Below are 13,829 nucleotides of genomic sequence, written 5' to 3'. Positions count from 1 at the left end.
CGATCGTACACCAACGAACGGTAACGGGAAGGGAGAGGAAGCAATGACGGTCGGGCCGGAGCTGAAGCAGTTTCGCATCGAATTGTCGGACCAGCGCGTCCTGCACCTCATCTTCGACATGCCGGGACGGTCGATGAACGTGTTCTCGAATGCGGCAATCGAGGAGCTTGGCCTGTTTGCGGACTGGCTCAGGCAAAGCGATGTGGTGGGCGTCGTCATCCGTTCCGGCAAATCATCCGCCTTCTGCGCAGGCGCCGATCTGGCCGAGCTGGAAACGGCCTATGACATGATCATGGCCGCGCCAGCAGGCGAGCGCGATCGGCTTGCCTTCGATCATTTCTTCCGATTGAGCCACGGTCTGCGCAGGCTCGAGACGGCTGGGAAGCCGGTCGCGGTTGCGATCGCCGGGCTTGCCTTGGGCGGCGGCTGCGAATTTGCCCTTGCGGCGCATCACAGGGTCATCGCCGATCATCCGCAGGCGACGTTCGGCCTGCCGGAATCACTTGTCGGATTGCTGCCGGGCGGCGGTGGAACTCAGCGTTTGCCTCGCCTGATCGGGATCGAGGCGGCGCTGCCCGTGTTGCTCGATGGCGCGCGGATCGGCGGACAGGCGGCGATCGCGGCGGGACTTGCGCAGGAATTGGTAGCGCCAGGCGAAGAAGTCGCCGCGGCCGAGCGTTGGGTGCTGTCGCGACCGCAGTCCGCGCAGCCTTGGGATCGGCCGAATTGGCATGCGACGGACGCGCAGCAGGTCGGGACGACGATCGAAGCGAAACGAAGCAAGATGCTGGCCGAGACGCTCGGCCATTATCCGGCGCTTTCCGCCATTCTCGACTGCGTCGAGCAGGGGCTCCCGCAGGACTTCGATATGGCCATCCGCACTGAGATGCAGATCTTCGCAAAGCTGATCCAGCGGCGGGAGCCACGCAACATGATCAGGACATTGTTTCTCGGCCGGCTCGACTATGAACGGATGAAGAAGAAGGGCGCAAATCCCAGGATCACGGAAGCCGTGGCCGCGGTCTCGGAGGTGCTCGGCGTCCAGTCGGAGCGTGGCAAGGAGCTGGCGGAGGCGTTTGCGCGGGCAGGCTTCCGGGGCGAGCAGACGCACAAGGTCGAGTTCGATGGGGGTGTCGCGGGCGCCGTCTATTGGCATGACGATGAGCCGAGGACCTGGGGCAAGGAGCTGCTGCGCGCGCGGCTGGCGGATGCCGAGGCCGCCGCCGCAGGCTGGCGATCCCAGCTTGACGAGTCCGAGCGTCGCGCTGCGGACTATGTCCTGGTCACGCAGGCGGGCTTTCCAGCCTATCTCGGCGGCCTGTTTGCAGCCGGGCTGAGCTAGTGGGTTTTTCGAAGGAGAGACGTCGTGTCCAGACCTCTTGAAGGGATCAAGGTTCTCGATCTGTCGAAGGTGCTCGCAGGTCCGCTCTGCGCGCAATACCTTGGTGATCTCGGCGCCGAGGTGATCAAGGTCGAGGCGGTGGGGCAGGGGGATGAGACACGCGGCTGGCCGCCGTTTCCGGCGCCCGGGCTCGGCACTGTGTTTCTAAGTGCCAATCGCAACAAGCGCAGCATCGCGATCAACATGAAGTCCGACAAGGGGCGCAAGCTCGTGCACGAGCTCGCGAAGTCGGCCGACGTCGCGATCGAAAGCTTCGGCACGGGCGTCGCCGAGCGCTTGGGAATCGATGCCGCGAGCCTGTGCGCGCTGAATGACCGCCTGGTCCATTGCAGCATCTCGGGCTTCGGCCGGACGGGCCCGCTCAGGAGCTCGCCCGGCTACGATGTGATCCTGCAGGCCTTCAGCGGCATCATGTCCATGACTGGCGACGAGGGCGGCGGCTATATCCGCAGCCCGATCTCGCCGATCGATCAGATGACCGGCGTGCATGCTTTCAGCGGTATCCTTGCGAGCCTGTTTGCGCGAGAGAAGTCGGGCAGGGGAGCGGCGATCCAGGTGTCGCTGTTCGACACGGCTCTGGGGCTTCTCGGCTACAATCTCCAGACGTTCTGGGAGCGGGGAACGCAGCCGGCCAAATGTGGCTCGAGCCATGAGTCCCTATGTCCTTATCAGGCCTTCGAGGCCGCGGACGGACCGATCATGATCGGGGTGGCCAACGACAATCTCTGGCGCAAGTTCTGCGCCGTCGCGGGCTTGAACGCGATCGTGGATGACCCGAAATTCCGCACCAATGCGGATCGAGTCAAGCAGCGCAATGAAACATTGCGCCACGTCCAGGCGGTGATCTCGACCAGGACAGTCGAGCATTGGAATGCAGCGCTGAACGAGGTCGGCATTCCCTGCTCGCCGATCAATACGCTGGCGCAGCTTCTCGACCATCCGCATACAAAGGCAGACAAGCTGATCATGCAGTACGATCATCCCAACGTAGGGCGGCTGAATTGCGTCGGACATCCCGTGACGTTTGTCGGAGAAGAGCGCAACCCCGGCCTGCCGCCGCCGACCCTTGGGCAGCACACGGACGACGTGCTGAAGGACTTGGGTCTTTCCGCCGCGAGCATCGCCGAATTGCGCCGTGAGGAGATCGTCAGTTGACCGGCGCACGTGCGACTGCGTCCGAAGATAGAATGGTCCGTCGCATCTACACCGGTGTAAAGAACGGCAGTGGCGCCCCGTCGGTCGGCTTGAATACCACCTTCACCTTCTGGCCGATCCTCAGCTTCTCGAGATCGCAGTCGACGAAATTGGTCTGCACCGACGGGCCCTCCTTCAGCGTGACGTAGCCGATCGCGTAAGGACCGGTCGGCGACTTCCGCATCAGGCTGTAGGTGTAGATCGTGCCCTCGCCCGATGCCTCCTCCCACACCGTCTTGTCGGAGTAGCAGAACGGGCAGATCGAACGCGGGAAGTAATGCGCGTCGCCGCAGGCAGTACAGCGCTTGATCATGAACTTGCCCTGCTTGGCCGCATCCCAGAACGCTGCGGTCTCGGGGTTCGTCACCGGGGCCGGATACTTTTTCGCTTCGCTCATCACACGCGCTCCAGAATGGCCGTCGAGGCGGCGTGGCGACAAATGCGGCGCGCACACCGTGCCGTACATCGAAGCCAAGAACTCGTCGGCAACATTCGAGCACGAGGCGACGACCTCGAAGATCTCCGAGGACGTGCTGTTCTACTGCATCCAGCGCGGCCTTTCGCAGGAAGAAGCCGTCGGCCTCGTCGTCAACGGCTTCGTCAAGCAAGTTCTGCAAAAGCTGCCGATGGAATTTGCAGTGGAAGCGCAGAAGCTGATCTCGATCTCGCTCGACGGATCTGTCGGATAACCCAACCTCCCGCGAGCCGCCCCGAATGCGGCTCGCCAGATGACATTTCAGGGATCAGATTAGAATGGCGATACTCGAAATCCGAGATTTGCATGTTGGTGTCGAAGACCGCGAAGTTATTTGCGGCCTCGATCTTAACGTCCATGCGGGTGAGGTGCACGCGATCATGGGACCGAACGGCTCCGGCAAATCGACCCTGTCGCACGTCATTGCCGGCAAACCCGGCTACGAAGTCATCGACGGCCAGATCCTGTTCAAGGGCGAGGACCTTCTCGAGATGGACCCGGACGAACGCGCCGCCGCGGGCGTGTTCCTGGCATTCCAGTATCCGGTCGAGATCGCTGGCGTGACCACCATGAACTTCCTGCGGGCGGCACTGAACGCCCAGCGAAAGGCGCGGGACCAGCAGGAATTCTCCACCCCAGAATTTCTGAAAAGAGTCCGCAAGGTGGCCGGTTCACTCAACATTCGCCAGGACATGCTCAAGCGAGGCGTTAATGTCGGATTCTCCGGCGGCGAGAAGAAGCGCAACGAAATTTTGCAGATGGCATTGTTCGAGCCGAGTCTGTGCATCCTTGATGAGATCGATTCCGGCCTCGACATCGACGCGCTGCGTATCGTCGCCAATGGCATCAACGGCTTGCGTTCGCCCGAACGAGCCATGATCGTGATCACGCACTATCGGCGGCTTCTCGACCATGTCGTGCCGGACGTTGTGCACGTGATGTCTAAAGGGCGGATCGTGAAGAGCGGCGACAAGGAACTCGCGCTGGAGCTCGAAGCCTGTGGCTACGGCCAATTCGAAGACGCGGCCTGACGGCTCTAGGGACTCCGATGAAGCAGGTTTTGCCCAAAGCCGACCCCGAACGCACAAGTGGCAATGTTTTCGCTGCGGCGCGTGGACGGCTGCCTGGTGCAGGCTTTGTTCCTCAAATCCGGGCGAGCGCATTTGAGGTCTACGAGCGTACCGGCCTTCCGCATCGGGGCATGGAGGACTGGAAATACACCGATCTGCGCGCCCTGATCGGCGAGGTGCTGCCACTCGCTCCGCGACCGGATGCGGAGGCACTAGTGCGCGCAAAGGCGTCGGCCGAGCACGTGTCTGCCGATCAGGCGGTCAAACTGGTTTTGGTGGATGGTATATTCGTGCCGGAGCTATCCGATCTCGGCAAGCTGGAAAATGAACTTGTTGTGCGGTCGCTGCGAGAGGTCCTGGAGAATTCGGTCCCTGGCGACATGGCAGGTCTGGTGCTGTCGACGACGAGCGATTCCGTTATCTCGCTCAACGCCGCAATGGCAACAGATGGCCTGGTGATTACGATCGCCGACGGCAACGCGGTGAAGCGTCCAATTCAAATCGTTCACGTCGCAACCGGCGTGTCGGTGTCCACCTTTACACGCTCGTATCTACAGCTTGGTAAAGGCGCGCATGCGGCCATCGTGGAAAGTTTCGTCTCGGCTGAACACGCGAGCGGCTATCAAGCCAACGATGCGATAATCGCCCTAGTCGGTAACGAGGCGAGCCTTTCGTATATCCGCGTCGCAGCCGCGGCCTCTGACGCCGTGAATATCTCGTCGGCGATCATCGCAGTCGGCGCCAGGGCTAAGCTCGACCTCTTCAGCATGACCTGCAGCGGCTCTATCAGCCGCTATCAGGGATTCATCTCGCTGGCTGGCGAGGGAACCGAGGTCTCGGCGAATGGAGTTAATCTCATCAGGGCCGAGCTTCACGCCGACACAACGATGGTGGTGGACCATGCCGTGCCACATTGCACCAGTCGCGAGAAGTTCCGCGCGGTCGTCGACGATCGAGGCCGCTCGGTATTTCAGGGCCGAATTGTCGTTCGTCCTGCCGCCCGGAAGACGGACGCCACCTTGACGACGCGAGCGTTGCTCTTATCCGACGAGGCTGAGGCCGACAGTAAGCCGGAACTTGAAATCTTGGCTGACGACGTGACCTGCGGCCACGGAGCGACATCGGGTGCGCTGGACAACAGTCTCGTATTCTATCTGCGCGCTCGAGGGCTACCCGAGAAGGATGCGAAGTGGTTGCTGATTAAGGCGTTCCTTGGCGAGTCGATTGAGGAGATCACTTCCGAGAATCTGCGCGATTTTGTGACAGCTCAAGCTGAACACTGGCTGCAGGCGGGGCGATGAGCGCACATCCCGCGGTGAGCAATGGCAGTTACGACGTCAACCGTATACGTACGGACTTTCCCGCGCTCGCCATGACGGTGTACGGCAAGCCGCTTGTTTACCTCGATAACGCTGCATCCTCGCAAAAGCCAAACGCGGTGCTTGACCGTATGATGCGGGTGTACTCCAGCGAATACGCCAACGTTCATCGCGGCTTGCACTACCTCGCAAACGCGGCGACCGAGGCGTATGAAGGCGCCCGTACCAAGGTGGCGCGGTTTGTGAACGCGCGTACAAACGAAGAGATCATCTTCACTCGGAGCGCCACGGAGGCAATCAATCTGGTCGCCCAGACTTTTGGCCGTGAACGCATTAAGTCGGGTGATGAGATCGTGCTCTCCATTATGGAACACCATTCGAACATTGTGCCATGGCACCTTCTCAGGGAACGTCTCGGTGCAGTGATCAAATGGGCGCCAGTGGATGATGACGGAAACTTCTTGCTCGATGAGTTTGAGCGACTGCTGACCCCGCGCACCAAGATGGTTGCAATCACACAAATGTCGAACGTGCTCGGCACGGTATTGCCGGTGAAAGACGTGGTGAGGATCGCGCATGCTCGTGATATCCCGGTGCTGGTTGACGGCTCGCAAGCTTGCGTCCATCTGAGCGCCGACGTTTGCGACATTGATTGCGATTTCTACGTCATGACAGGCCACAAACTCTATGGTCCGACCGGGATCGGTGTTCTTTACGGCAAGTCTGAGCATCTGGCATCGATGCCGCCCTTCAACGGCGGCGGGGAGATGATCCGCGAGGTCTCGCGTTCCGGCGTCATTTATGGTGATCCGCCACACCGGTTCGAAGCAGGTACGCCGCCGATCGTCGAAGCCATCGGTTTAGGGGCAGCTATCGATTACATCAATTCAATAGGCAAGGTGCAAATCCGTAGGCACGAGAGCGTACTGCTCGCTTACGCGCAGGAGAGGCTGGCGGGGATCAATTTCATGCGCATGATCGGGACCGCGGCACACAAGGGACCGATCGTTTCCTTTGATATGAAGGGGGCGCATGCGCATGATATTGCCACCGTCATCGACCGCGCCGGTGTGGCGGTGCGGGCGGGGACCCATTGTGCGATGCCGCTGCTCAAGCGCTTCGGCGTGCTGGCAACGTGCCGCGCGTCCCTCGGACTTTACAATACACGTCAGGAGATCGATGTGCTCGTGCGTGCGCTTATCAAGGCGCGGCAGCTGTTCTCGTGATTCGGCGAGCCTGCGATCTCCAGGTGGGCAGCTCGCATTGAGGCCTGGAGGATGAGGTCATGCACCTCATGCATAACAGCAGGTAAGCACCTGTAGGTCGCAACAAGCATACATAGGATTGATGGGCCTGTGTCGGCCAGCCGCCCTTGCGGCCGGTCTTCCAGTGCGGCGCCGTCGGCGAGGTCGATCGCAGAGTACTGCGATCGCGAACACGCTCGAGAATTGGGCTGGCAATTTCACGCATAGCCAGCCCTTGTTCAATTTCGAACAGGGCCACGCCAAGAGTTCTCTTCCCCAAGCGTAATGTCGGGTTCGCAACACCAGCCACCGTAACCGCATGAGGCGCGCTAAGCGATTTTGATTGCTATGTTTTTGGTGCTTATGATGCGCTGGCATGCTGGTTGCAAAAGTCTTGCCCAAGAGGCCGCCCTCGCAACAGCTAACTTTTTGAAGGACATCAGATGAGTCTCGCCACGACCCAGAGCATCGCAGAAATCAGGGCTCGCAATAAAGAGCTGATCGAGGAGGTGCTGAAGGTCTATCCGGAGAAAACCGCGAAACGGCGTGCCAAGCACCTCAACGTTCACCAAGCCGGCAAGTCAGATTGCGGGGTGAAGTCCAACATCAAATCCATACCTGGCGTGATGACAATCAGAGGCTGCGCCTATGCAGGGTCAAAGGGAGTGGTCTGGGGACCGATCAAGGACATGGTCCATATCAGCCATGGCCCGGTAGGCTGCGGTCAATATTCGTGGGGCTCCCGACGAAATTATTACGTTGGCACGACGGGGATCGATAGCTTCGTGACCCTGCAGTTCACCTCCGACTTCCAGGAAAAGGATATCGTATTCGGTGGCGACAAAAAGCTGGTCAAAATTCTTGACGAAATCCAGGAGCTGTTTCCGCTCAACAACGGCATCACGATCCAATCGGAATGCCCGATCGGATTGATCGGTGACGACATCGAGGCCGTGTCGAGAGCAAAGTCCAAGGAATACGGCGGCAAGACCATCGTGCCGGTCCGTTGTGAGGGCTTTCGGGGTGTGTCGCAATCACTAGGCCATCACATCGCCAACGATGCGGTGCGCGATTGGATTTTCGACCAGCTCGAGTCCGATGGCAAACCAAAGTTTGAGCCGACGCCGTACGATGTTGCGATCATCGGAGACTACAATATCGGCGGGGACGCCTGGTCATCGCGAATTCTGCTAGAGGAGATGGGCCTGCGGGTGATAGCGCAGTGGTCCGGCGACGGTTCACTAGCTGAGCTCGAGGCAACGCCGAAGGCAAAGCTCAACATTCTGCATTGCTACCGTTCTATGAACTACATCTCGCGCCACATGGAAGAAAAGTTCGGTATCCCCTGGTGCGAGTACAACTTCTTCGGACCTTCAAAGATCGCAGAGTCGCTGCGCAAGATTTCTGGCTATTTCGACGACAAGATCAAGGAAGGCGCCGAGCGGGTGATTGAAAAGTACCAACCGCTGGTGAACGCTGTGATCGCAAAATATCGCCCGCGCCTGGAGAGCAAGACGGTGATGCTGTACGTCGGAGGGCTCCGTCCGCGTCATGTGATCGGCGCATACGAGGACCTCGGGATGGAAGTCATTGGTACCGGATACGAGTTCGGTCACAACGACGACTATCAGCGCACAGCTCAGCACTACGTAAAGGACAGCACGCTCATCTACGATGACGTTAATGGCTATGAGTTCGAGCGCTTCGTAGAAAAGCTCCAGCCTGACCTCGTCGGCTCGGGCATCAAGGAAAAGTACGTTTTTCAAAAGATGGGTGTGCCGTTCCGGCAGATGCACTCCTGGGACTATTCGGGCCCATATCACGGCTATGACGGCTTTGCCATCTTTGCCCGCGACATGGACATGGCCATCAACTCGCCCGTCTGGAAGAAAACGAAGGCCCCCTGGAAGGAAGCTTCGAGGGCCAAGCTCCTGGCTGCAGAATAAACCAACTCATCTCGGTCCGCGCGAAGGCCGGGGCGACACCAATCTCGATTGTGAAGGATTTCAACAATGGCGCAGAGTGCCGAACACGTGCTCGATCATCTCGAACTGTTCCGAGGTCCAGAATACCAGGAGATGCTGGCCAAGAAGAAGATATTCGAGAATCCGCGCGAGCCCGCCGAGGTCGAACGCATCAAGGAATGGACGAAGACGGCCGAGTATCGCGAAAAGAACTTTGCGCGCGAGGCGCTAGCGGTAAATCCGGCCAAGGCATGCCAGCCGCTTGGCGCCGTATTCGCCTCTGTTGGCTTTGAGGGCACGCTGCCCTTCGTCCACGGCTCGCAAGGCTGCGTTGCCTACTACCGCAGCCATCTATCGCGGCACTTTAAGGAGCCTTCTTCCTGCGTCTCCTCGTCGATGACGGAAGACGCTGCCGTATTCGGCGGTCTGAACAACATGATCGATGGGCTCGCGAACAGCTACAACATGTACAAACCCAAGATGATTGCAGTCTCGACCACCTGCATGGCCGAGGTGATCGGCGATGACCTCAATGCCTTCATCAAAACGTCGAAAGAAAAAGGCTCGGTCCCGGCGGACTTCGACGTGCCATTCGCCCATACGCCGGCGTTCGTCGGGAGCCACGTCACCGGTTATGACAATGCGCTCAAGGGCATTCTGGAGCATTTTTGGGACGGTAAGGCCGGAACAGCGCCGAAGCTGGAGCGCAAGCAGAACGGGGCGATCAACATCATTGGTGGGTTCGATGGCTATACCGTCGGGAACCTTCGCGAGATCAAGCGCATCTTGGCGTTGATGGGCATCCAGCACACGATTCTCGCTGATAATTCTGAAGTCTTCGATACTCCGACAGACGGCGAATTCCGGATGTATGACGGAGGCACGACGCTGGAAGATGCGGCCAACGCGGTTCACGCCAAGGCGACAATCTCCATGCAGCAGTGGTGCACCGAAAAAACGCTGCCATTCGTTGCTGACCATGGGCAGGACATCGTATCCTTCAACTACCCGGTGGGCTTATCCGCAACGGATGACTTTATCGTGGCGCTGTCACGCATCAGCGGCAAGGAGATTCCCGAGCAGCTCGCGCGAGAACGTGGCCGCTTGGTCGACGCCATCGCTGACTCCAGCGCGCATATCCATGGCAAGAAGTTCGCGATCTATGGCGATCCGGATCTTTGCTATGGGCTGGCTGCGTTTCTGCTCGAACTCGGCGCCGAACCGACCCATGTGCTGTCCACGAACGGCAGCAAGGCATGGCACGAAAAAATGCAGATGCTGCTTGCAAGCTCGCCATTCGGGCAGGGCTGCCAAGCCTATCCGGGCCGGGACCTCTGGCACATGCGCTCACTCCTGTTCACCGAGCCAGTCGATTTTCTGATTGGCAACACCTATGGCAAGTATCTGGAGCGCGATACTGGAACGCCGCTGATCCGCATCGGCTTTCCGGTTTTTGATCGGCATCACCATCACCGGTCCCCCCTATGGGGCTATCAGGGCGGCCTGAATGTGCTCGTGAAGATCCTGGACAAGGTCTTCGATGAGATGGACAAGAAGACGAACGTTCTTGGCAAAACTGACTACAGCTTCGACATCGTTCGTTGATGAGCGACCGTGTCGCGTGCCATCGCGATAACTGCGATGGCACAAGCACATGACCGTTGACCAAGCAATTAGTTTGCGCTGAGAGGAAAAAGGGATGAGATCACTAGCGGCCACGGTCCAGAATATTTTTGACGAGCCGGGCTGCGCCAAGAACGGCAGTAAGTCGGAGGCTGAACGCAAGAATGGCTGCACCAAGCAGCTGCAGCCGGGTAGCGCTGCGGGCGGCTGTGCTTTCGATGGCGCCAAGGTTGCGCTACAGCCGTTCACCGATGTCGCTCACTTGGTGCATGGTCCGATCGCGTGCGAAGGGAATTCCTGGGACAATCGCGGCGCGGCGTCGTCAGGCTCGAATCTGTGGCGCACCTCGTTCACAACCGATTTGAGCGAAACCGATATTGTATTCGGAGGCGAGAAGCGGCTCTGCAAAGCGATCAAGGAGATCATCGACAAGTGCGACCCGCCCGCGATCTTCGTTTATCAAACCTGCATCCCGGCGATGATTGGCGACGATATCAACGCAGTCTGTAAGGCCGCATCTCAAAGGTTCGCAAAGCCGGTGATCCCGATCAATTCCCCGGGCTTCGTCGGCTCGAAGAACCTCGGTAACAAGCTCGCCGGCGAGGCGTTGCTCGACTATGTGATCGGGACGCAAGAGCCAGACTACACCACCCCGTACGATATCAACCTGATCGGAGAATACAACCTTTCGGGAGAGCTCTGGCAAGTGAAGCCACTGCTAGACGAACTTGGAATACGGATTCTTTCCTGCATCTCCGGCGATGGCAAGTATCGCGAAGTCGCTTCAGCCCATCGCGCGCGGGCGGCGATGTTGGTGTGCTCAAAGTCCATGATCAACGTCGCACGCAAGATGGAGCAACGCTACGGGATTCCGTTCTTCGAGGGGGCGTTCTACGGTATTCAAGATTCGAGCGAATCGCTGCGTCAGCTTGCCCGCTTATTGGTTGAGCGCGGCGCGCCTGCAGATCTGCTCGGGCGCACTGAATCGGTGATCGCGCGCGAGGAAGCGTGGGCCCGGGCTGCGATCGGGCCGTACAAGCCACGATTCGAAGGCAAGAAGGCTTTATTGATTACCGGCGGCGTCAAGTCATGGTCGATCGTTGCGGCACTCCAGGAATCTGGGCTTGAGTTAGTCGGAACCAGCGTCAAAAAATCAACCAGGAAAGACAAGGAGCGCATCAAGGAGCTCATGGGGCAGGACGCCCACATGATTGAGGACATGACGCCGCGCGAGATGTTTAAGATGTTGAAGGACGCAAGAGCGGACATCATGCTATCGGGCGGCAAGTCGCAGTTCGTCGCGCTGAAAGCGGCGATGCCATGGCTCGATATCAATCAGGAGCGTTGCCACGCCTATATGGGCTATGTCGGAATGGTCAAGCTGGTGGAGGAGATCGATAAGTCACTCTCGAGTCCGATGTGGGAGCAGCTACGTCGACCGGCCCCATGGGATGTATTGGCCAAGGCGATGGAGCAGATGCAATCGCCCGTGGCCGCGATCGCCTGCGATCCGGCGCTCGCCGAAACCGCGCGCCGCGCGAGGAAGATCTGCGTGTGTAACGCGGTCGATTTGGGCACGATTGAGGATGCAATCTACGCGCACGGCCTGAGGAGCGTCGCAGCGGTGAGAGAGCATACCAATGCGGCCGGCGGCTGCTGCCAGAGACGCATCGAAGGTATCTTGGTGTCCGAGCCAACTGCCATGCGACAGGCCGCAGAATAGGGAGGCGTCATGGCCATCGTCACGGCGCCGACGAAAGCCTGCGCTGTCAACCCGCTGAAGATGAGTCAGCCGATCGGCGGCGCATTCGCCTTCATGGGGCTGCGCGGGGCGATGCCGCTTCTGCACGGCTCCCAGGGATGCACATCCTTCGGGCTCACGCTCTTCGTCCGGCATTTCAAAGAGGCAGTACCGCTGCAGACCACGGCGATGAGCGAGGTCGCGACCGTACTCGGCGGTTATGAGAATCTCGAGCAGGCGATACTGAACATCTACAACCGTACCAAGCCAAAGGTCATCGGTATCTGCTCGACCGGTGTCACCGAGACCAATGGCGACGATGTGGATGCCTACCTCAAGCTAATCCGCAACAAGCACCCGCCACTCGCAAAGTTGCCAATGGTGTATGTCTCGACGCCTGATTTCAAGGGCGCGTTCCAGGACGGGTGGGAGAAGGCTGTGGCACGCATTGTGGAGGTGCTGGTGGAAGGGCCCAGCGCCAATGGCCTGAGGGACCCATTGAAAGTGAATGTTCTGCCAGGATGTCACCTGACGCCCGGCGACATTGATGAACTCCGCGCCATAGTGGAGGATTTCGGCTTGTGCCCGTCCTTCCTCCCTGACCTGGCCGGATCGCTCGATGGGCATATCCCCGATGAGTATACGCCAACGACCATCGGCGGCATCGGCGTCGATGAAATTGCGAGCATGGGGCGCGCCGGGTGGACGATTGCGATCGGGGCGCAGATGCAGCGTGCGGCAGAGGTCATGCAGGTCAAAACCGGCGTGCCTTTTCGTGTCTTCGAGCGGCTGTGCGGTCTCTGTCCGAGCGACGAATTCATGACCTTCCTGAGCGAGATCAGCGGCCGCCCCATACCCTTGAAATATCGGCGCCAGCGCGGTCAGCTCGCCGATGCAATGCTGGACGCACATTTCCATATTGGCGGTCGCAAAGTTGCTATCGGCGCTGAGCCAGATCTTCTGTTCGATCTGTCAGGCATGCTGCACGACATGGGAGCGCAGGTGACAACGGTCGTGACGACCACTCAGTCGGAGGTGATCGAGCGGATCAAGACCAAGGAGGTACTCATTGGCGATCTCGAGGATCTGGAAGGGCTTGCCAAAACACACCATTGCGACCTCTTGATCACGCATTCGCATGGCAGGCAAGCGGCGGCTCGGCTGAAATTGCCGTTCTTTCGCACGGGTTTTCCGATGTTCGATCGACTTGGTGCGGGACACCAACTATCCGTGGGCTATCGTGGTACCCGCAATCTGATCTTTGAAATCGCCAACCTCGTGATCGCGCACCGCGAGGAAAACGATCGGCCTACGCCCGATAAGTGGCGGACTGCGTCCCGGCTGCCACTTTGCTCGGGCTATCGCAGCTCCACCGGCGCGGCTGCGGGGTCGATTGGATGAAGGTCGCGTTTGCCACTCAGGACCTGAAACGAGTCGACGCCCATTTTGGTTGGGCAAAGAATATCGCAATCTACGATGTCACGCCTGGAGGGCACGTGCTTCTCAAAGCGATCGAGTTTGAGGGCGATCTAAAGGAAGACGGCAACGACGACAAGTTGGCGCCGAAGATCGAGGCGATCAAGGATTGCGCAATCCTTTACGTCGCCGCCATTGGTGGTGCCGGGGCTGCGCGAGTGGTGGCCAACAAGATCCATCCTATCAAGGTGAACAAGCCAGAAAGCATTCTGGTGTTGCTCGAAAAACTCGAGCGCGTACTGAAGGGCACGCCACCTCCCTGGCTACGCAAGGCCATGGCAAAGGACCGAGGGCGTACGTTCGAGTTCGACGAATGAGGTG

11 protein-coding genes and 1 pseudogene are annotated in these 13,829 nt (G+C 59.3%); 11 read left to right on the top strand and 1 reads right to left on the bottom strand.

The window, feature by feature from the left end; all coding sequences use genetic code 11:
* Positions 1–43: 43 nt before the first annotated feature.
* Together FOM02_RS36445 and FOM02_RS36440 are read left to right on the top strand one after the other, a co-directional pair.
* Complete coding sequence (locus FOM02_RS36445) at positions 44–1,342, top strand: enoyl-CoA hydratase-related protein (RefSeq protein WP_051377681.1); 1,299 nt, start codon at positions 44–46, stop codon at positions 1,340–1,342.
* 24 nt (positions 1,343–1,366) lie between these two features.
* Positions 1,367–2,557, top strand: a complete 1,191-nt coding sequence (locus tag FOM02_RS36440; RefSeq protein ID WP_027564443.1) for a CaiB/BaiF CoA transferase family protein — start codon at positions 1,367–1,369, stop codon at positions 2,555–2,557.
* A gap of 46 nt (positions 2,558–2,603) precedes the next feature.
* On the opposite strand, the gene FOM02_RS36435 is transcribed toward FOM02_RS36440, so the two are convergent.
* Positions 2,604–2,993 carry a Zn-ribbon domain-containing OB-fold protein gene (locus FOM02_RS36435; RefSeq protein WP_027564442.1) on the bottom strand — a complete coding sequence of 130 codons (390 nt, stop codon included), beginning with the start codon at positions 2,991–2,993 and terminating at the stop codon, positions 2,604–2,606.
* Positions 2,994–3,027: 34 nt separating this feature from the next.
* Here FOM02_RS36435 and FOM02_RS36430 point away from each other — a divergent pair.
* The 9 genes and pseudogenes from FOM02_RS36430 to nifX all read left to right on the top strand — a co-directional run.
* Positions 3,028–3,285, top strand: a pseudogene (locus tag FOM02_RS36430) (SufD family Fe-S cluster assembly protein); the annotation flags it as partial.
* A 64-nt stretch (positions 3,286–3,349) separates the two neighbouring features.
* Entirely contained in the window at positions 3,350–4,102 is a 753-nt protein-coding gene (sufC, locus tag FOM02_RS36425; RefSeq protein ID WP_265440859.1) for a Fe-S cluster assembly ATPase SufC, read from the top strand.
* A gap of 17 nt (positions 4,103–4,119) precedes the next feature.
* Positions 4,120–5,442 (top strand): Fe-S cluster assembly protein SufD, encoded by a 1,323-nt coding sequence (sufD, locus tag FOM02_RS36420; protein ID WP_265440858.1) that lies wholly within the window; start codon positions 4,120–4,122, stop codon positions 5,440–5,442.
* A complete protein-coding gene (locus FOM02_RS36415; protein ID WP_265440857.1) occupies positions 5,439–6,686 on the top strand; it encodes a cysteine desulfurase in 1,248 nt (415 codons plus the stop codon). The genes sufD and FOM02_RS36415 overlap by 4 nt, the downstream gene beginning before the upstream one ends.
* 461 nt (positions 6,687–7,147) lie before the next feature.
* On the top strand, positions 7,148–8,650 hold the full coding sequence (gene nifD, locus FOM02_RS36410; RefSeq protein WP_265440856.1) for a nitrogenase molybdenum-iron protein alpha chain: 1,503 nt from the start codon (positions 7,148–7,150) through the stop codon (positions 8,648–8,650).
* 66 nt (positions 8,651–8,716) lie between these two features.
* Positions 8,717–10,273, top strand: a complete 1,557-nt coding sequence (gene nifK / locus FOM02_RS36405; protein ID WP_265440855.1) for a nitrogenase molybdenum-iron protein subunit beta — start codon at positions 8,717–8,719, stop codon at positions 10,271–10,273.
* 94 nt (positions 10,274–10,367) lie between these two features.
* Entirely contained in the window at positions 10,368–12,014 is a 1,647-nt protein-coding gene (gene nifE, locus FOM02_RS36400) for a nitrogenase iron-molybdenum cofactor biosynthesis protein NifE (protein ID WP_265440854.1), read from the top strand.
* Positions 12,015–12,023: 9 nt separating this feature from the next.
* Positions 12,024–13,433 (top strand): nitrogenase iron-molybdenum cofactor biosynthesis protein NifN, encoded by a 1,410-nt coding sequence (nifN, locus tag FOM02_RS36395; protein WP_265440853.1) that lies wholly within the window; start codon positions 12,024–12,026, stop codon positions 13,431–13,433.
* Entirely contained in the window at positions 13,430–13,825 is a 396-nt protein-coding gene (gene nifX, locus FOM02_RS36390) for a nitrogen fixation protein NifX (RefSeq protein ID WP_027563325.1), read from the top strand. The genes nifN and nifX overlap by 4 nt, the downstream gene beginning before the upstream one ends.
* The last annotated feature ends 4 nt before the right edge of the window (positions 13,826–13,829 follow it).

The sequence above is a fragment of the Bradyrhizobium sp. SEMIA genome, assembly GCF_014844175.1.
In the GTDB taxonomy this organism is placed as follows: Bacteria; Pseudomonadota; Alphaproteobacteria; order Rhizobiales; family Xanthobacteraceae; genus Bradyrhizobium; species Bradyrhizobium arachidis.
Note: the sequence above shows the minus strand (reverse complement) of the source record. Positions and strands in the feature narration are given on the sequence as shown.